The organism is Paenibacillus sp. MZ04-78.2 (assembly GCF_024213375.1).
In the GTDB taxonomy this organism is placed as follows: domain Bacteria; phylum Bacillota; class Bacilli; order Paenibacillales; family NBRC-103111; genus Paenibacillus_G.
This window is the reverse complement of sequence record NZ_JANAVJ010000001.1, coordinates 193,193-209,635: the sequence shown is the minus strand read 5'-3', so window position 1 is coordinate 209,635 and position 16,443 is coordinate 193,193. Positions and strand designations below refer to the sequence as shown.

General features: G+C 48.8%; 22 protein-coding genes, 5 tRNA genes and 1 pseudogene. 22 read left to right on the top strand and 6 right to left on the bottom strand.

Annotated features, from left to right (window positions below; all coding sequences use genetic code 11):
- The first annotated feature begins 42 nt into the window (after window positions 1–42).
- The 8 genes from NLX71_RS00960 (at window position 43) to NLX71_RS00925 (ending at window position 4,781) form a co-directional block, all read left to right on the top strand.
- A complete protein-coding gene (locus tag NLX71_RS00960; RefSeq protein WP_254361627.1) occupies window positions 43–1,299 on the top strand; it encodes an efflux RND transporter periplasmic adaptor subunit in 1,257 nt (418 codons plus the stop codon).
- 31 nt (window positions 1,300–1,330) lie between these two features.
- Entirely contained in the window at window positions 1,331–3,130 is a 1,800-nt protein-coding gene (locus tag NLX71_RS00955; RefSeq protein WP_254361626.1) for a hypothetical protein, read from the top strand.
- 131 nt (window positions 3,131–3,261) lie between these two features.
- A complete protein-coding gene (locus NLX71_RS00950; protein WP_254361625.1) occupies window positions 3,262–3,813 on the top strand; it encodes a phosphatidylglycerophosphatase A family protein in 552 nt (183 codons plus the stop codon).
- Between the two features lie 112 nt (window positions 3,814–3,925).
- A complete protein-coding gene (locus tag NLX71_RS00945; RefSeq protein WP_010492025.1) occupies window positions 3,926–4,090 on the top strand; it encodes a hypothetical protein in 165 nt (54 codons plus the stop codon).
- 78 nt (window positions 4,091–4,168) lie between these two features.
- Window positions 4,169–4,245: transfer RNA gene (locus tag NLX71_RS00940), tRNA-Met, on the top strand.
- Between the two features lie 9 nt (window positions 4,246–4,254).
- Window positions 4,255–4,331 (top strand) — tRNA-Ile (locus NLX71_RS00935).
- Window positions 4,332–4,342: 11 nt separating this feature from the next.
- Window positions 4,343–4,428: transfer RNA gene (locus NLX71_RS00930), tRNA-Leu, on the top strand.
- A 134-nt stretch (window positions 4,429–4,562) separates the two neighbouring features.
- Window positions 4,563–4,781, top strand: coding sequence for a spore germination protein (locus NLX71_RS00925; protein ID WP_254361624.1), 219 nt, complete (start codon window positions 4,563–4,565; stop codon window positions 4,779–4,781).
- A 97-nt stretch (window positions 4,782–4,878) separates the two neighbouring features.
- On the opposite strand, the gene NLX71_RS00920 is transcribed toward NLX71_RS00925, so the two are convergent.
- On the bottom strand, window positions 4,879–5,352 hold the full coding sequence (locus NLX71_RS00920) for an Hsp20/alpha crystallin family protein (RefSeq protein ID WP_254361623.1): 474 nt from the start codon (window positions 5,350–5,352) through the stop codon (window positions 4,879–4,881).
- Window positions 5,353–5,487: 135 nt separating this feature from the next.
- Between NLX71_RS00920 and NLX71_RS00915 the strand changes: the two genes are divergently transcribed.
- The 10 genes and pseudogenes from NLX71_RS00915 to NLX71_RS00870 all read left to right on the top strand — a co-directional run bounded on the left by NLX71_RS00915 (window position 5,488) and on the right by NLX71_RS00870 (window position 9,854).
- Window positions 5,488–5,724 (top strand): spore germination protein, encoded by a 237-nt coding sequence (locus NLX71_RS00915; protein WP_254361622.1) that lies wholly within the window; start codon window positions 5,488–5,490, stop codon window positions 5,722–5,724.
- A 6-nt stretch (window positions 5,725–5,730) separates the two neighbouring features.
- Window positions 5,731–5,982, top strand: a complete 252-nt coding sequence (locus NLX71_RS00910) for a spore germination protein GerPB (protein WP_254361621.1) — start codon at window positions 5,731–5,733, stop codon at window positions 5,980–5,982.
- Between the two features lie 15 nt (window positions 5,983–5,997).
- A complete protein-coding gene (gerPC, locus tag NLX71_RS00905) occupies window positions 5,998–6,624 on the top strand; it encodes a spore germination protein GerPC (protein WP_254361620.1) in 627 nt (208 codons plus the stop codon).
- Entirely contained in the window at window positions 6,602–6,787 is a 186-nt protein-coding gene (locus NLX71_RS00900; RefSeq protein WP_254361619.1) for a spore germination protein, read from the top strand. The genes gerPC and NLX71_RS00900 overlap by 23 nt, the downstream gene beginning before the upstream one ends.
- Window positions 6,784–7,170 (top strand): spore germination protein GerPE, encoded by a 387-nt coding sequence (locus NLX71_RS00895; RefSeq protein ID WP_254361618.1) that lies wholly within the window; start codon window positions 6,784–6,786, stop codon window positions 7,168–7,170. The genes NLX71_RS00900 and NLX71_RS00895 overlap by 4 nt, the downstream gene beginning before the upstream one ends.
- Before the next feature lie 105 nt (window positions 7,171–7,275).
- Entirely contained in the window at window positions 7,276–7,665 is a 390-nt protein-coding gene (locus tag NLX71_RS00890; RefSeq protein ID WP_254361617.1) for a VOC family protein, read from the top strand.
- A 65-nt stretch (window positions 7,666–7,730) separates the two neighbouring features.
- Window positions 7,731–8,144 carry a hypothetical protein gene (locus NLX71_RS00885; protein ID WP_254361616.1) on the top strand — a complete coding sequence of 138 codons (414 nt, stop codon included), beginning with the start codon at window positions 7,731–7,733 and terminating at the stop codon, window positions 8,142–8,144.
- A gap of 353 nt (window positions 8,145–8,497) precedes the next feature.
- Window positions 8,498–8,668 (top strand): hypothetical protein, encoded by a 171-nt coding sequence (locus tag NLX71_RS00880; RefSeq protein WP_164824252.1) that lies wholly within the window; start codon window positions 8,498–8,500, stop codon window positions 8,666–8,668.
- 430 nt (window positions 8,669–9,098) lie between these two features.
- A pseudogene (locus NLX71_RS00875) lies at window positions 9,099–9,206 on the top strand (MazG nucleotide pyrophosphohydrolase domain-containing protein); the annotation flags it as partial.
- 81 nt (window positions 9,207–9,287) lie between these two features.
- Entirely contained in the window at window positions 9,288–9,854 is a 567-nt protein-coding gene (locus tag NLX71_RS00870) for a 3'-5' exonuclease (protein WP_254361614.1), read from the top strand.
- Window positions 9,855–9,960: 106 nt separating this feature from the next.
- On the opposite strand, the gene NLX71_RS00865 is transcribed toward NLX71_RS00870, so the two are convergent.
- A tRNA-Val gene (locus tag NLX71_RS00865) sits at window positions 9,961–10,033 on the bottom strand.
- 165 nt (window positions 10,034–10,198) lie between these two features.
- A tRNA-Val gene (locus tag NLX71_RS00860) sits at window positions 10,199–10,271 on the bottom strand.
- Window positions 10,272–10,461: 190 nt separating this feature from the next.
- On the opposite strand from NLX71_RS00860, the gene NLX71_RS00855 reads away from it, so the two are divergent.
- Window positions 10,462–11,412: a hypothetical protein gene (locus tag NLX71_RS00855; protein WP_254361613.1), complete on the top strand. Its 951-nt coding sequence runs from the start codon at window positions 10,462–10,464 to the stop codon at window positions 11,410–11,412.
- Here the strand turns inward: NLX71_RS00855 and NLX71_RS00850 are convergent.
- A complete protein-coding gene (locus NLX71_RS00850) occupies window positions 11,389–11,841 on the bottom strand; it encodes a PilZ domain-containing protein (RefSeq protein WP_254361612.1) in 453 nt (150 codons plus the stop codon). The two genes, NLX71_RS00855 and NLX71_RS00850, sit on opposite strands and share 24 nt — an antisense overlap.
- Window positions 11,842–12,200: 359 nt before the next feature.
- Here NLX71_RS00850 and NLX71_RS00845 point away from each other — a divergent pair, with 359 nt between their 5' ends.
- A complete protein-coding gene (locus NLX71_RS00845; RefSeq protein WP_254361611.1) occupies window positions 12,201–12,494 on the top strand; it encodes a DUF1811 family protein in 294 nt (97 codons plus the stop codon).
- On the opposite strand, the gene NLX71_RS00840 is transcribed toward NLX71_RS00845, so the two are convergent.
- Entirely contained in the window at window positions 12,491–13,213 is a 723-nt protein-coding gene (locus NLX71_RS00840) for a Crp/Fnr family transcriptional regulator (protein ID WP_254361610.1), read from the bottom strand. The two genes, NLX71_RS00845 and NLX71_RS00840, sit on opposite strands and share 4 nt — an antisense overlap.
- Before the next feature lie 205 nt (window positions 13,214–13,418).
- Between NLX71_RS00840 and mobA the strand changes: the two genes are divergently transcribed.
- Window positions 13,419–14,051, top strand: a complete 633-nt coding sequence (mobA, locus tag NLX71_RS00835) for a molybdenum cofactor guanylyltransferase (RefSeq protein WP_254361609.1) — start codon at window positions 13,419–13,421, stop codon at window positions 14,049–14,051.
- 117 nt (window positions 14,052–14,168) lie between these two features.
- Window positions 14,169–14,699, top strand: a complete 531-nt coding sequence (locus NLX71_RS00830; RefSeq protein ID WP_254361608.1) for a divergent PAP2 family protein — start codon at window positions 14,169–14,171, stop codon at window positions 14,697–14,699.
- On the opposite strand, the gene NLX71_RS00825 is transcribed toward NLX71_RS00830, so the two are convergent.
- Window positions 14,653–16,293 carry an ATP-binding protein gene (locus NLX71_RS00825; RefSeq protein ID WP_254361607.1) on the bottom strand — a complete coding sequence of 547 codons (1,641 nt, stop codon included), beginning with the start codon at window positions 16,291–16,293 and terminating at the stop codon, window positions 14,653–14,655. The two genes, NLX71_RS00830 and NLX71_RS00825, sit on opposite strands and share 47 nt — an antisense overlap.
- Window positions 16,294–16,443 lie beyond the last annotated feature (150 nt).

The following is a 16,443-nucleotide window of genomic DNA, read 5'->3' as shown; positions in this document are numbered from 1 at the left end:
TTTAGATAGAGAGTGCCATAAGGGAAAAAGGAGAATCAGCCCATGAATCCGATCATGTCAAAATCTTTCAAGCAAAGTACCAAAGTAATGGGGGCCGTCGTTATTTCGGCGGCGCTCCTCGCTGGTTGCGGCTCACAGCCGGAAGCTGCTCCGGCGGCTGCCAATGCGTCAGAACCCCAGCTCAAGCCGGTTAAAGTCGCAAAGTTGGAAAAGAAAAGGATCGGTGATCCGTTGGAGCAGGTTGCCGATGTCATTTCTTCCATTCAGGTTGATGTCGTGACCAAGGCAGGCGGAGACGTTATGGAAGTATTGAAGAAACGCGGCGATATGGTGGAAAAAGGCGATGTGATTTTCCGCATGGACCCGACAGATGTGAAGCTTAAAAAGGAAAAAGCACAGGTTGATGTTTCAAGCAGTCAGCAGCAGTTGGAAAAATCCAGACAAGAATTGGTCAACAGCAAGCAGGAGATGAAGAATGGAATCAAGAAGCTGGAAGATTCCATTAAAGAGACCGAGAAGAACTATAACAAAATGCGTAATGATTACGATCTGGGTCTGGTTACAAAATTCCAGCTTGAGCAGGCGGAAACGCAGCTTAACAATCTCAAGCTCGAACTGGAAAATACCCGAAACAAGCTGAAGACGCTGGAAACGACGAACTCCTTGGCCCCGTTGGAGCAACTGATGGAGTCTTCGAATCTTTCGATTCGTGAAGCCGATCGGACGCTAGGTCATATGGAAGTGAAAGCGACGGTTAGCGGCGTCTTAACCGACATGCCGATTGAAGTGGGCATGGCGTTGAACGCCGGTTTTCCAGCAGGCAAGATACAGCAACTCGATCCGATTAAAATCCGGGCGGAACTGACCGAGGAGACGGCCAATTTGGTGCGCGGCAAGCAGGAACTGACGTTTTACGTCCCGGGCGTGCTTGACAAGACTAAAGCTAAAGTCAAATATCTGGCTGACGTCATGAACGCCAATGCCAAGTCTTACACGTTGGAGCTTGAGTATCCGAACGCCGAGCGCAAGCTTAAGCCCGGCACGAAAGCCCAGATTCTCATGACCGAAGAAATCGATCAGATGGTTGTTACGGTTCCTAGCACAGCCGTTGTACGTGAAGGCGGGGAGACGTTCGTTTTCGTGCTCGTAGGCGATACGGCGGAGAAACGCAAAGTGGCTTTAGGCCGTCTGAACGAGACGATCCAAGAAGTGCGGTCTGGTATCAACGAAGGAGAACAGCTCATCATTTCAGGTCAGAACCAATTGAAAGACAAAGAGAAAGTCCAGCTGGCCAAGTAACCCGCAGCGGACCTGACAGGAGGAAAATCAAGTGAACAACAAGCTGAAAAAAACCGTAGCATCCGTCGTTATTACCGCTTCAATCATGAGTACCGGCTATTCCGCTTTGGCAGCAAATCCGGCAGGAAGCGAGCCTGAAGCACATGCTGTCGTTACTTATAAACTGACGGACCTTCTCGATGTGGAAGTCAAGGGCGTATTGAACGAACGAATTCAGGACGGTACCCGTCTCGGTGTCATCGTTCGAATGAAGAACAACAGCAGCAGTTCCACACGAGTGCCGGATTACGAGCTGCGGGTGAAAACGAGCGAAGGCGTCGAATATACACTGCAGCCAAGCGCTTCAAATGTCAAATCGATTCAACCGAAAGCGAACACGGAACTCAGTTATATGACCGTAATCGACCGTACCGATACCGTAAATCTGGCCCAAGTGAATTGGACCCATGTCGATAATTACATCTATCCGAAGAAGGAGACCTTGTTGGTGGCTGCGCCGATCACCGGGCAGCCTTGGAAGGGTGGGGATACGCCGATTACTGATCCGAGCGCGATGAAGAAGTGGTCCGAATCCTTTACGATCCCATCTTTAATCTCGCCCATTCAATATACGCCGACGACGATCAATAAGGAATCGACAGACAAAGGTACCGTCTATGTCGTGCAACTGCTCGCTTATAATCCTTCGAACCAGCGCGAAACGATTCCGGCTTTTGTCATAGACGGCAAAGCGACGGGAAAAGTATTTTCTGGCAGCAAGGTAGAGCAGGGAAGCATTACGCTGGAAGCGAAAGAAGAGAAATATATTCACTTTGCCATTCCGACGAACCAAGATACGATCTTGTCCAGCTTAAATGTTCTGACTCCTGAGAAGTTTGCTGCCGGCGGAGCTGGCAGTGCAGGGATCGGTGCAGGAGCAGGAGCAGGAGCAGGAGCAGGCGATAACCCCGGCGCTGCCGCGGGTGGTGCTGCTGGGGTGTTTAACGTAGGCCGTCTTAACATTTTGCTGCCATCGCAGCAAACCGGAGACGCTGCCTTGTCCTACAAGCTTGGTACTCCAATGTCGCTTGATAAACGGAGCCGATTGATTCATCCGGACATGGATGTTTCTGTTATCGAATTCCATATGTTTGACAACAAGGATGAAGGCTCGAAAACCGTTTCGGCCAAATTCAAGCTCACCAATAAGACAGAACGGCCGCTTGCTGTTCCGGCGTTTGCGACCGATCTGGTCAGCTCGGACGGTTATGAGTACAATGGCATCCGTCAAAATATGACGACGCCGAACGTACTTCCGAATTCTTCGCTCACTGTGAACTACTTCTATACGATTCCAGTGTCCGAAACCGGGAAAGGCTTGTCTTTGAAGGTCCAAGATACGAAGACGGCCGCTCCGTACAAGTCGACGATTGGCGCTTACAGCATGGCGGTTCAAACCGAGGAAAGCAAGGATACGTTTGCATTGTATCCGTTTGAGCTTAAAGTGAACAACTGGCAAGTTGGTACAAGCTTCAATTCTAATCCTATAGCACAGAAGGCCTATCAGTACAAAGGTAAGTTCTGGCTGGAAATTAAACGTCATGACCAAGTTCAGGTAGATCCGAGCTTCTCGGGACTGCTGTTCGAGCTGTATAACTCCTCGAATCAATTGGTCGGAACAGGCAGTGGAGCATTCACAGGGCTAAACCGTTTGTCTACCGGTGAAAACAATATCACCTTTGACGGCGGCACGGATCAATTCGATTATCCGCTGACGGTTAAGATTTACGAACAGTTTACGACTGCGGGCGATCAGAAGTCCAAGCGTCTGCTTAAAGTGCTTAAGCCATAATTCATAGTCGTATCAAACAAGCGAAAGCCGGCCTTTGGGTCGGCTTTTTCCCAAATAACACCAGTTGTCCCGTGGTATGCGAATATAGATCATGGTATAATGATAGCACTTTCATTAAAGGAGCGATTCTCATGAAACGTCAGGTTCACAGCAAAGAAATAAAAGCCGCGGTATATCAAAAGCTGGAGGAACGCGGCGTAACGATGGAAGATATAGCATTGATCGTCAGAGAAATGCAGCTTCCTTATCATCCTGATTTAACGCTGGAGACTTGTCTTGAATCGGTTCATGCGGTTTTACAGAAGCGGGAGCTTCAGCATGCGATTCTTGTCGGTATCGAGCTGGACGTATTGGCTGAAAAAGGTCTGTTATCCGAGCCGCTGCAATCGATTGTCGAAAGCGATGAAGGGCTGTTCGGCTGTGATGAAACGCTCGCTCTTGGGTCAGTGTTCGGTTACGGAAGCATCGCGGTTACGACATTTGGCCATTTGGATAAACAAAAGGTCGGAATTATTAAGCGCCTGGATACCAAGAACGGAAACGGAGTGCACACCTTCCTGGATGATCTGGTTGCCAGTATTGCGGCATCGGCATCAAGTCGTCTAGCTCATCGGCAGCGGGATGCGGATGAACGGGACGATGTCGCTGCTTATGTTGCCGCGACGGAAGAAAACGTGGGCTGAATGAAATTTTGTTATATATTGGAGCAGCTTCCTTATGCAAATAAGGGAGCTTTTTTTGGGTTAAGATACTAACAATACTTCATCTTCATTCGATAAGCGGAGTGAACATAAAATGAACTGGGTCTATTGGGTGAAATTATATGACAGCAAGTTTCAAGCGGGGTGTCTGGCCAAGCGGATGGAGGAGGACTGGTGGATTTACGGTTACGAATGCCCCAGCGAAGTCCAAGTGTTCCGTTCCAAAAAAGGCCGTTTTGGTGTCCGCTACACGGTTTAAATTTTTTACTTGACTTCAACGTTTTAGTTGGTGTATAGTTATATTTGTCGCTGTCGTTATACAGTGTAAATTTTCTGACGCGGGGTGGAGCAGCCCGGTAGCTCGTCGGGCTCATAACCCGAAGGCCGCAGGTTCAAATCCTGCCCCCGCAACCAAAGTTTCAAGGGCCCTTAGCTCAGTTGGTTAGAGCGGTCGGCTCATAACCGATTGGTCGGGGGTTCGAGTCCCTCAGGGCCCACCAAACAGAACTGCGCCGGAGTGGCGGAATCGGCAGACGCACAGGACTTAAAATCCTGCGGTAGGTGACTACCGTACCGGTTCGAGTCCGGTCTTCGGCAGTTCCAGTAGTCGTATTCTACATAAAGAGTTTTGCTTTGATCCGTCAGAGCAAAACTCTTTTTCGTTTCTGGAGGAGATTTTTGCTCTGGAGCCTCATATACTTTAGAACACGATCAGGAAGGGAGGCTCTTCTATGCCTTCGATTATTTTGGCTCCAATTAAAATAACCGGCGCTGAAGGAGAAGTTATATTCGGCGATGTGCTTCAGGTGAATCCGAAAAGTACATCCAAATCATATTCTGGCGCAGGCGGCGGTAATACGGGAGATTGGATGGGGAATGTTTCTGTGGTCAGCTCGACGAATACGTTTGATGCGGATATTGCCGATTCCAATAATGCGGCGAATAATTAATCGAATTACATAAAGACTGGAAGTCTATATACGACTAAACCCATTGATCCCGTTCGGTCGATTCGACCCGAAAGGGATATTTTTTCGGAAAATGAAGCTAAGGGAACCGGATATCGACATTTAAAAAAGGGTGGTCGATGGGCTGTTTGCGTATATGAATCTGAAGAATGCCATTCTTATATACCGCTTTGCAACTGCTTGGCACCACTTGGGTGGACAGCCGAATCGCTTGGATTTTGTCGTCTGGAAGTTCCTCTAGACGAATTTGGTAGGGATTCAGCTTTAGTCGGATCTTGCGAGCTTGTTCTTTGTCGGGAATGTGGATTTTGACGATGATATTGTTGTGTGTGTCGAAGATTTCAAAGTGAAAATGATGCTTGAGCGCCTGAACTTCGACGTTGGGCAATGCCTGGTTCAGCACGTCTTTGATATACCCTTCAACCCAGGATACGGTATCTCCGTTTTGGCCGCTTAAGGGTGGGGCAGGATACGGTAGCTTTCCGTTAAAAAGTTGCTCGAAATGTTTCCAATTCATATCGAAAAATGAGTTATTATTTTTGGAATCGCTCATGTTTATCACTCCTTACTGCTTCCAATATATGAACGCAATGCGCAAACCATGAATCCTCTCAAGCTGTTCTAAAACATACTTCTTCTTTTGGGATCATATACTTCAATAAAAACACTTGAGTTAGGGTGCTGCCTCATGCCGGCCATCGTGGGTGCCATCAAAATTGTGAACATCGGTACAGGCTCCATCGTGCATATAGGCGATTCGATTCAATTGGCTCCGAGTGTAACGGCTAAAACGTTTTCCGGGGCAGGTTCTTTCAATACTGGAGATAATTTACGGGTCTGCAATATGGTCAGTACCACCAATACTTACGATAACGATGTCGCTGACTCTAACGTAGTCTCCGCCGATAAGGCAGGTGTTATATAAACCGTCATGCAGCTTATCATACACCAAAGCATCGTCATTCAAAATTTCAAGATCGGCGCCGTGTCGAACTCTTCCGTGCTTCAGATCGGGACTGCGGGTACGATACGCGCACTCGCTAATCTATACAATACCGGTGGATTTACCGGCCCTGCGCCTCAGTTTACCCTTCCTTCCGTCACTCCGCAACCGACGACGCAGGGAATGATAGCAGAACCTACCCCTATAACCTTGGTGCCGCTGGCTGCACCTTCCAGGTAAACGGAGGAATGACGGATGTATTCATCTTACCCGGAATCGTATTTTCAAAAGCTGAACGATTATTTAAAGTGGCAGACGAGTCGCCTCCGTTCCTTGGAAAGTAAGGTCGAATCGCTTTCCAAAGAGCTCGAATCGTTAAAAAAGCAGCGGGGATTGACGATTGAGCGAATTGAATACAAATTCGATCAATTGAAAGTAGAGAAGCTTGATGGAACGCTCAATGTGGGGATTTCGCCTGCCGGGCTCGGCGAACAATCGGTCCAGGATATGGAGGTTGGAGGTGAAACGATTCGAACCAATGAAGCCAGATCGGAGTCATTTGCACGTATCCAACAGCGGGTGACAGATTATTTGCGGCAATCGACTCCCGCCGAATTGGTGCAACTGGAAGAGAAGTACCAAGTGAAGCTGGATGAGAATGCGACCGAAACTATCATTGGCGATCTCGAGGGGCAGATCGGGCAGCGGATCGATTATTATTTAAAATATGGAATCGACCCGAACGTAGTGATCTTGACGACAGAGCAGGAACAGGGCATTACGGATAAAGTGATCCGGGATATTCGGCTTGGGCTTGATCAATATTTCTTAAAGCGAAAAACGGAGGGAGGGACTCCGAATGAATCTGCAAGTGGAGAATAAAGAGATTTGTGTCGGTAATATCCATATCGTGGGCGTTGCCAGTTCGTCGGTATTCCTAATAGGTGACGCTGAGGTGATCAGCTTGTCCAGCGTGTTCGATACGCCGCCGGAATCGCTTATTATCGGCCCGCTCGTACCGCTTGCACTCGGAGGCGGCAGATGACTTGCGTTCCGCGCACATCCGTTGTTCGAAGCTTGAAAGTCGACAGTCTTATTTTTGGCTCTTCTATTTTTGTAGGGGATTTGCACAATTTTTCCCCGGTCTCTTACGTTTATGCCGTTCAAAGGGAGATTTCCGTATTTTACGGGGATGAAGGGAATTTGAGCGCCTATCCCATCTATTCGGCCCCTCTTCCCTGGGCCCGCCAGACGCCGGCAATGCAGATGGAAGTGACTAACACATCTCCGGTAATTTGTGCAGGGAACGTCCGGGTCATCTCCATTTCTACGGCATCCATGGTGCAGTTCGGATCGGTCCGATCGATTCGTGCGGATACCAGGGTGAAAAACATCCGTCAATTGCTGCGCGGACTTCCTCCAAAATGAGGTGGAAATAGCTTCGATTGAGCTGTCTGTGATGGGCTTCCGTCTCCGTTCTATGATATAATCATTTTGTTCTACTGGAAACGAACGGATAAGGGAGCGAAAACGATGGCACGCAAAAAAATAGAGCACGTGGGCATTATGGTCCGGAATATCGACACATCGGTGCAGTTTTACAAAGATGTCGTAGGCCTCGAACTGAAGGATAAGCTCGTACATACGAACAGCGTCGTCACGCTGGCTTTTCTCGGTTTCAACGAGTCGGGTGAAACGGAGCTGGAACTGATCCAAGGCTACAACGACGGGCTTCCGGCGGAAGGCAAGGTGCATCATATCGCTTTTACGGTGGACGACATTGAAGAAGAATTTGCCCGCATTAAAGAACTCGACGTGCGTTTGATCGATGAAGAGATTACGATGCTGCCAAATGGCTCGCGTTATTTCTTTTTTTATGGCCCGGATGGTGAATGGGTCGAATTTTTTCAATCGACGAGATAAGGCGCGCATGAGTTCCGGAAAAGCAAAGCCCGATACGAAAATAAACGGCAGGGGTAACGAACGACATGTTGTTCAGTAACCGTCAAAAGAAGCTGATCCTCGATGCTTTGCTCAAGGAGCGTCGGCGCCTGTTTTCCAAGCATAAGGGCGAACTGCTCGACAAAACGATCGAGGACTTGTCGCAGATGCTGCGCAACGAAGAAATCAATGCAGAGAGCCTAAAGATAACGTCATCGATTGGAGCAGGAAAGGCGGCAAGCGCCGCTAGGCCGATCAATCCAAAGGCATCCCGTCATGGGGTGCCTTTTACATGCGAGTCAACCCCAAGGTTAATGCTTGTTCCTCTGCTAAAAATAAACTGCCCGCCCAACCCGATTTCTTCATCCGGATCTCTTCCGAACATGTCCAACACTTCCAGCCATATCCCTTTTTCATCGCTTCCGTTTCGTCAAGTTCATTTCCTTTATTTTACGCTATAAAAAAGAATGTTCCACCACTTGAATTGCGAACGCATGTTTGGTATATAATATAGATAGAAGAACGAATGTTCCTGTTTCGAGGAGGGGAAAAGTGTGCTTCCATGGCAAAAGTACACAGGGTGTATGGTTGAGATCATTTACGGGGACCGTTCCGGACAATTCAGCAAGCGGAGGATCGTTATTCGGTCCGTACAGCCTGCTTTCATTCGGGCTTATTGTATGGAGCGCGGAGCGGTCCGATGCTTTGCCATCGATCGCATATTGGCCGTACAGCCTGTCCCATCCTCGAAACGAACGCCGTCAACGTCAACGTCAGCGAGACAGCAGGAATTGGCTTAAGGAGAGCGATGCATGTGAGAAGCAATCTATACGATGAGTTGAAAGAACACCGCCACGGAGATCAGGAGCGGCTAAGAAAGCTGATGGAAGAGATTCGGATGCTGATGGAAGCGAAAAAAAAGCGCCCTCTGCTGGACAGGCTTCGTACGAAGCGTCCGAATACGAAGCCGAAAGCTTGGGATTAACCGGTACAGCAAGTTCCCGTAGAACAGCGGGGGGCGTTGAAAAAAGCAAAAGCCCGGCGGTATGTGCAGCTTATTAAGCGGATACCGGGCTAATGCTGACGTTTTCTTTCGAATCGGAGACAGCCTGACAAATTCCTGCGTTATATTTCATCGAATTGATGAAGTGGAAACCTGTCTTGAAGACGACGCATTTTATGAGCGGGTTCGGCTTATGAAGCTTCTGGCAAGCGAGGCAATAGTACATAAGTTTTCTCCTTTTCGAGTCACAATATGACAATTATAGACACATTATATGCGTAAAATTGTGAAATATCACCCAAAATGGTATAAAGTTTTACTAAAGATTTTCCAATTCCGATTATTCGTTATCGAAACAACTTAAATGCAAAAAAATCGGGGCGAACTGATGGGAGAGCTCAGGGACATTTTGGCGAATCTGGCGATTTTGGCCGATAAGTACGGTTTTACATTGGAAGATGCCGCCAAAGCTCACCAGGAGAAATTATTGAAGCGATTCGAAGCCGACCCGGTGAATTGAGTCGCTCCGATTTTTGGCTAAAGTATAACGATGCGCAGAAGATGGACAAACTAAAACAAATTTCTCAAGCAGGAGAGAAGAATGCTCGCAGTCATCTTTGATGTAGAAACTACATATGTAACTGTAAAAGGGGACATCCCGGAAATCGTAGAGATCGGTGCTTGCAAAGTGAATCTGAATCCGTATGACCCCTCAGGAGAAGCCGGTACGGATTGTTTTCAATGCTATACGTTTCCTGAAATTAAAGGACGTTTCGGCAAAAAGACGTTAAAGTTTATCGGCTTGAAAGAAGAGGATCTGGGTAAAGTAATCCCGTTTCGCGAAGGGTACGACCGATTCATGGAATGGATCGGCCCCGAATTGGCTTACTTCTGCAGTTGGGGGATCGATGACCGCAAAATTTTGCTGGAGCATTGCAAGCGGTTCGAGCTGTCTCAAAGCTGGCTGAACCATTACCATGACATTCAGAGGCCGATTTCGCAGCTGCTTGTCAAGCGCAATCAAATGAAGCTGAAGGATGCGATTGAACTGGCTGGTATCGAGAAAGAAGGAAGACTTCACTCCGCCTTGGTTGATGCGGTCAATACGACGAAATTGTTTGTCCGGTATTACGATCAGCTTAATTTAAGAGCAGTGATGCGGGGATGAAGTTGGCTTCCAGCCTTCAAGCTGATACAATAATCACCACGATTATTCACAATTCATACATAGAAAAAAGCCCGTAGAATCAAGGATTCACGGGCTCGTTTTGCTATGACCTGTAGTGGGCTCGAACCACTGACCCCCACCCTGTCAAGATGGTGCTCTCCCAGCTGAGCTAACAAGTCACGTTGTATTTGTTGCTGCAAAGAGTAATATACAGCAAATGAAGGAAGAAGTCAAGAGGAAAGAATGAAAAATACTCGCAAAGCATTAGATGCTTTTTTTTAATATACTGTTACAATGAGAAAATCCGCATCCTATAAAGGAACGCGGATTTCTGTCTGTTATTATGACCTGTGCAGGGCTCGAACCTGCGACCCCCACCCTGTCAAGATGGTGCTCTCCCAGCTGAGCTAACAAGTCATGTTTCATATCTTGCGGGAACGTTTACCATAATACCAAGATGGGCGCATAATGTCAAGCATTAGTCTACAATTTTTTTGTTTTTGTAAATGTAGTTTTATTCCGCCATGGATCTCTGCCTTTTATCCCTATACATTCGTTATGGTATAATAGAGTCAGTTAGACATGTATTTGAAAAGAGGGGACTTTGATGAGAGATTTCCGATGGGCGCATTTGCAGCCGCATATTGAAGGAGGGGTGAACGAGCAGCCGGAACCGGAGCAAGAAGCGCTGGATTGGGGCGAGCAGGAATGGGGAACACACCGGTACCACGTCAACCGGCTCGTCGAGGACTCCGTATCGCTGCTGCCGATGCCGGAGAAAGCTATCGTACTGGGAGCGGGGAATCACGGCGATGTCGGCCTGCCGCGGCTTTCCTTCCATTTTCAGCAGGTAACCGCGCTGGATACGGAAGACAATATGCTGCAGGAATGGCTCGATTCGGCCGGGGGAATGACAAACAACCGGGTCCGTTCTTTAACGCGAATTGACTATACCCGGCTGGACCAAATTTCCTTCTACGAAACGTTTGAGGAGATACTGGAGGAAGGTAAGTCTGCTGGAGAAATAACGGATTACTTGAGGGACTGCGCATTTCGCGTGCGCGGGCTGGAGGCAATGCCTCATTTGAAAAAAACGTTTTCGCTCGTCGTTTCCTCGGGTGTACATACGCAATTGTTTTATCCAGATGCGCTCATGCAATTTTACGGTTATATGGAGAAATACGATGAAAATGAAACCCGGCTAATTGTCGAGGCGCTGGGATACCTTCGGAACAGCCTGATATCGGATTATAACCGGATGCTGCTGTCGCTTGTAAAACCTGACGGCCGGGTAACGGTATGGACAGATATGATTTTACTGGACGAGGACAAGCAATGGATCGCCGAGGAATTGGACCGGCGGCTAACCGATAAGGAGAGGACGAGCTTTTTGTTCGAAACGTTCGGACAGTACGGGATCGAAGCGGCTGTGCTGGGCCTCAAGGATTTACATGATTGCCTTCGCCCCGAGCAACTGTTGTTCCGCAGTTGGGTCGGCTATACCGATTCCGGCAAAACGTATTTGATCGCCGGGTTATCTGGCCGGCTCCGCCCGTAATATTCCGAATTCGGCCAGATCTTCTTCGGTACAGAAACTGCACTGCGAGATGACGATGGTTTTGCGAAGCTTGATCGCTAATTGATTGAGCATACTGGTCAATGCCGTCGTCTCCGTTTCGTTATGCGAAAACTGAATGCAATATTCCGGATGACCGGTTTCCGTCTGCCCGGAGCGCACAAGTATCCCCAGCGCCCGGTATTCTTTGGCTAGAGCGATGAATTTCAGCTCGATCAATAAACGGCTTTCATCCGGGAGCGGGGCTGCGGTAAAAAAGCGGGCCCCACCGGCGCTAAGGTCCAGCAAGGCGGCTTTCCTCGTTTTGAATTCCGGCTCAAGATCGGCCATTCCGATAATTTTCAATTCCGCGCATAGCGGCTGGTGAAAGCGCAAACGAAAAAAGCTGCGCTTGTTTTTTTCCATACTCATCTCAAACAGTCCTTTGCAGCAGGGTGAAGAGGCGAATTAACGTTTACATACTAGGGAAGCTTGGGTTAAGCAACCGCTTTCTATTAAAAAGCCGCTCAGGAATAGAGCGGCGGTGAATCTAGTGTGTGATTCTTGTTGTGCAGAACAGCATAATTTCCGATAATTTCAATCGGTCGATCTGGCTTCGTATCGGCGAGTCGTCAGGTGAGGAAGGGTTTCTCATTCGAAGTGGTCCGCTCTTCCAAATTCGGATAAATCTATTATACAATAATGTCGTAAAAAGAACATTAAAACTTTGCTACATTGGTTGACTTCTTTAGGGGGCCGTCAGAACAATTTATTGAAATGGAGAATTGCGGATGAAAAAATTATACAGCCAAATGACGTTAACCGAATTGGAACAGGAAATGAAGAGCCTGCGAGAGGAGCTGGACGGGGCGGAATTTCCAAGCCAGCGCTCCGTGATCGAGCGCAAATATTATACGGCGCAGGCTTATACGCTCGATCCGTCCGATTTTCCGCCAGGGGTGTACAAGGTGGAGCATGTGCAGCTCCCGTTTATTTTAAGCTATGTGAATGGTATTATGGCTTGGGGGATATTAGGGGAAGAGCCGGATGCCAGCTTCCCGATTTCGATGCTGACCCGGCTCTAAATGCGGCACATATCTACTGGACAATTCTCACACTGACAGATGTCGCGGAGATAAGACAAATCTTTAACGACGATGTAATTGTTTTCCATAGCAATAATGTTACCACGTTTCAGATCTCCGAGCATCCGGTTGACGCTCTCCCGGGTTGCACCGATCATATCGGCAAGCTCGCTGTTCGTAAGCTTTTTGGTGATGACGATTTCCGATCCGTGATTTTTACCGTACGAGTTGCACAGCCGGATCAACGTCGAGCAGAGAGCGCCGGGCTTGCCGAACATCATGAGATCGCGGAATTTCGTTTGGGTCATCCGATGCATAAGTCCCATCCACTTCATGAACTCGACGGCAAGGTCCCCGTGCTGCCACAGCAGGACCTCCAAATCTTTTTGCTGGATAACCCCGATGATGGAGTTTTCCATGACCTCGGCATTAAAGCTGTGAACGGAGTTTTGAAAAGGATCGACCTGTCCGAACAAGTCTCCGGTATTATAGACATAAAGGATGAAGCTTTTTCCTTCATCGCTAGCTTTCGTAATCTTCACTTGACCGCGCTTCAAAAAGTACAGCTTATCGGCTGTATCGCCTTCCCAGAACAAATGATTCCCGGCTTCGGCTCTCATTTCATACATGATTTCCTTAAGCTTCGTTAAGCTTTCTTCCGTAAAGCAATCTGAGTTGGCCACTTGGCTGACTGGTTTTCGTTGCAGCGTATCCGTCATGGTACATACCTCCGGCGTCGGTCTGGTTAAGACCTCTGTAGGTTTTGTTGTATCTAACATACCCCATTCTATCGGTTTTGTGATGTGATTTACATCACACTTCTTGAAATCTCCATATTTTTTTGTGATCTTTGTAACATGCAGCGCTTCGCCCGATGTGTATAGTGAAGGTAAGAATCACATTACATGGGGGAAGTGAAACGTTATGATGACCGGAGTATTATTGGCGGGCGGTCACCCGAGGCGGATTGAAGGCCGGCCCGCGGAACTGTTGGTATTGGCTGGTGAAACGGTCGTAGCGAAGCAAATCCGCGAAATGCTCACGATCTGCGGAGAAGTCATTATTGTAACGAACGAGCCCAAAATTTTTCTTGAACATGTTCCCCGGTCCGTACGCATCATTACGGATTTTTACCCGGGCCGCGGACCTCTGGGCGGGCTTCATGCAGCGCTCACCCTTTCGAGATACCCGGAGCTTTGGGTAACCGGCGGGGCCATGCCGTTCATTTCGGCAAGAGCAGCCTCCTTCCTGGCGGAGCACCGGAGCGTCTTCGGCTATGATGCCGTGCTGCCGGAAGTATCGGGACGGCCCGAGCCGTTGCATGGCATATACCGCCAAAGCTGTCTCACGGCATTAACGCCGCTGCTGGAATCGGGAAGCGACGTACAGCCGGGCTGGATGGCGTTCCTGCGTAAGCTTCGTTGGGGCTGCGTCGAATCGGATATGCTTCGCAAGCAAAATTTGGGGGATGCGTTTACATTTCGAATTAAAACAGAAAGGCAGTATTCGGAAGCGGTTTCGCGGGCGCAAGCGCAGCTCCGAAGCGTATATCGGTAAAAAAGGGCGGAGCTTCTCCGTCTTTTATTTTGCCGGTTCGTGCTGGAAGCTATGGAAGTGAAAAGCCAAGTATAGGAACGGCGGCGGATTACGATGCTAAGCCTGAGGTGATGGCTGATGAATCGGGCGTTATGGACGTCCCTTGCCGCGATAGGTACGGCACAAGCGCTGAAAATACCCGACCGGCTCCGTCAGAACGGGCGATTCGAGTGGGAGGACCTGTTTCGGACCGGCGGCATGCCGAGCTCACATTCGGCCGGTGTCGTGTCGCTTGCGACTTATGTCGGGCTTAAAAACGGCGCTTCCTCCATCTCGTTCTCGCTTGCTGCCTTGCTGAGTCTGATCGTGATGTACGATGCCATGGGAATTCGCCGTCATGCCGGCATGATCGCATCGGAGGTAAACCAATTGGAGGATGTGCTCGTTAAATTAACGGAGCAGCATCCTCCACATGTGCATCGCAAAGACAAGGAGCTGGAAGAGCGGTTGGGCCATCTGCCGGAAGAGGTATTGGGCGGGGCGGCCATTGGGGCCGCCATCGGTTGGCTCAGCTATGTGACGGAATTTCCAAGGCATCGCCGGAGAAAAGTTTGGATCTCTTTTATACGGAAATCGTTGTACACGCTGAGTTCCCGCACGGTTCAATAAGCTCGTTCGTCCCGGACGTTGGTAAAGTAATCGTAAATTTGGTGCCTTCGTCCGGCACGCTTTCTACCTCAATGGTTCCTTCATGATCCTGAACGATTTTATGACAGATCGATAAGCCCAGACCCGTTCCGGAATCTTTGGTCGTATAGAACGGGATAAAAATTTTATCCAGCTCCGACTCGGGAATGCCTTTGCCGGTATCGGAAATTTCAATCACGGCATGGGGTCCCGCGGCAAACAGCCGGATTCTTACGATGCCTTGTTCGGGCATCGCTTCAAAGGCATTTTTCACCAGATTCAACAGCAGCTGAAGCATTTTATCTTGATCCATCAGCATATGAATATCCCGGTCGTCGTGTTCGAACCTGACTTGATGTCCGAGTCTCGACGTCTCCGAATCCAGTAGCGAGAGAACCCGGTCAATACAGCCTCGAATGGACTGAATTTTATATTGGGTAACATACGGCTTGGAAAATTGCAAAAATTCGGCGGTCAGCATACTCATCCGGTTAATTTCATCCATAATCAGCTCATACCAAGGCTCAATGTTATAATCCCCGGCTTTGGATAGCTGCAGAAACCCCTTGATCGTCGTCAGCGGATTGCGGATTTCGTGCGCCATGCCCGAGGCCAGCTCGCCGACGACGCGAAGCTTCTCCGACCGCAGCATATGCTCCTCGCGTTTCAGCCAGCTTTCCCGCTTCATCATATACAGCCCGTGCTCGGCGACGACGATCAGATCGTCCTTGGTCGCTCCGTCCCGCGAATAGCAGGCCATGCCGAAATTAATTTCGATGCCGGTCAGCTTAGGAAATTCGGAGGCGAGCAGCTGCGTGACGGCATTGACCGTCTGCTGCATGTCGTCCGATCGGAGCACGATCGCAAATTCGTCTCCGCCATAGCGGGATATCAACAAAGCGTCGGGGAACATGATGCGCAGCAGTTCGGCCGCTTGTCGCAAAATTTTGTTCACTCCCTGAACACCGTTTGTCGTGTTCAGCGATTTGAGATCCTTGCAGTCGATGAGTACGAGGATGATGGGCTCTTTTTGCTTAACGAGCTGCTCCATTTGTTTATGAAATTCCTGAAAATTATATAGGCCTGTTAGCGAATCGTGAGTACTCAGATGCTTCTTCTCCTTGGTAAGCAGCTGTTTCTGCCGCTCAATATCATAAATGTATTTACGGAACATAAAAGCAAGCAGCAGGCAAGTTCCTGCCAAAAACAAACCATCGATCAGCGCGTTCCAGCTGAAGGAACGACCGGCTGTCGAAATGAGAGCGGAAACAAGCGTCAGGGCCGCATTGGTGCTAACCGCATAGCGAAAAGGAACCGTTCCGTAAAATAGCTTGCACATATGCAACAAGTAAAGCGGAAAGCTCCAGTCGCTTAAGCTTGCGGCATGAAACGCGACGAGAAGACTGAGTTGGACGGCAAGCTGCGCCGGTATGAACGCGAGAACGGAACGGATATGTGTGAGTGCGTAGCCAAGGGATGCGAGAACGAGCAGCAGCGGACTTGAGGTCTGATCGTGATAGAGGGAGGAAGCGCAAACCAAACCGGTATAAATGAGGAAGATCCAGCTACCTTTCATATTGGAACTCCAACTCCCGACGATCTGTGGATTTTATTAGTACTAAAGAAATTCTGTATCGGGAGATGGAATTCCTGCTTGTAATCCCAAATTCAGTAAAACTTTTTTGAGGGTTCAAAGAAAGAAAACCAAGCGGAATCGCCTGTCGGG

What these genes read in the sequence shown, in the direction of transcription:
- NLX71_RS00840 (WP_254361610.1), bottom strand. Translation starts at nt 13,213, where the DNA reads ATGACGGATACGCTGCAACGAAAACCAGTCAGCCAAGTGGCCAACTCA.
- NLX71_RS00845 (WP_254361611.1), top strand. Translation starts at nt 12,201, where the DNA reads ATGAAAAAATTATACAGCCAAATGACGTTAACCGAATTGGAACAGGAA.
- NLX71_RS00920 (WP_254361623.1), bottom strand. Translation starts at nt 5,352, where the DNA reads ATGAGCGATTCCAAAAATAATAACTCATTTTTCGATATGAATTGGAAA.
- mobA (WP_254361609.1), top strand. Translation starts at nt 13,419, where the DNA reads ATGATGACCGGAGTATTATTGGCGGGCGGTCACCCGAGGCGGATTGAA.
- NLX71_RS00890 (WP_254361617.1), top strand. Translation starts at nt 7,276, where the DNA reads ATGGCACGCAAAAAAATAGAGCACGTGGGCATTATGGTCCGGAATATC.
- NLX71_RS00900 (WP_254361619.1), top strand. Translation starts at nt 6,602, where the DNA reads ATGAATCTGCAAGTGGAGAATAAAGAGATTTGTGTCGGTAATATCCAT.
- NLX71_RS00885 (WP_254361616.1), top strand. Translation starts at nt 7,731, where the DNA reads ATGTTGTTCAGTAACCGTCAAAAGAAGCTGATCCTCGATGCTTTGCTC.
- NLX71_RS00950 (WP_254361625.1), top strand. Translation starts at nt 3,262, where the DNA reads ATGAAACGTCAGGTTCACAGCAAAGAAATAAAAGCCGCGGTATATCAA.
- NLX71_RS00925 (WP_254361624.1), top strand. Translation starts at nt 4,563, where the DNA reads ATGCCTTCGATTATTTTGGCTCCAATTAAAATAACCGGCGCTGAAGGA.
- NLX71_RS00960 (WP_254361627.1), top strand. Translation starts at nt 43, where the DNA reads ATGAATCCGATCATGTCAAAATCTTTCAAGCAAAGTACCAAAGTAATG.
- NLX71_RS00855 (WP_254361613.1), top strand. Translation starts at nt 10,462, where the DNA reads ATGAGAGATTTCCGATGGGCGCATTTGCAGCCGCATATTGAAGGAGGG.
- NLX71_RS00825 (WP_254361607.1), bottom strand. Translation starts at nt 16,293, where the DNA reads ATGAAAGGTAGCTGGATCTTCCTCATTTATACCGGTTTGGTTTGCGCT.
- NLX71_RS00945 (WP_010492025.1), top strand. Translation starts at nt 3,926, where the DNA reads ATGAACTGGGTCTATTGGGTGAAATTATATGACAGCAAGTTTCAAGCG.
- gerPC (WP_254361620.1), top strand. Translation starts at nt 5,998, where the DNA reads ATGTATTCATCTTACCCGGAATCGTATTTTCAAAAGCTGAACGATTAT.
- NLX71_RS00870 (WP_254361614.1), top strand. Translation starts at nt 9,288, where the DNA reads ATGCTCGCAGTCATCTTTGATGTAGAAACTACATATGTAACTGTAAAA.
- NLX71_RS00895 (WP_254361618.1), top strand. Translation starts at nt 6,784, where the DNA reads ATGACTTGCGTTCCGCGCACATCCGTTGTTCGAAGCTTGAAAGTCGAC.
- NLX71_RS00830 (WP_254361608.1), top strand. Translation starts at nt 14,169, where the DNA reads ATGAATCGGGCGTTATGGACGTCCCTTGCCGCGATAGGTACGGCACAA.
- NLX71_RS00850 (WP_254361612.1), bottom strand. Translation starts at nt 11,841, where the DNA reads ATGAGTATGGAAAAAAACAAGCGCAGCTTTTTTCGTTTGCGCTTTCAC.
- NLX71_RS00910 (WP_254361621.1), top strand. Translation starts at nt 5,731, where the DNA reads ATGCAGCTTATCATACACCAAAGCATCGTCATTCAAAATTTCAAGATC.
- NLX71_RS00915 (WP_254361622.1), top strand. Translation starts at nt 5,488, where the DNA reads ATGCCGGCCATCGTGGGTGCCATCAAAATTGTGAACATCGGTACAGGC.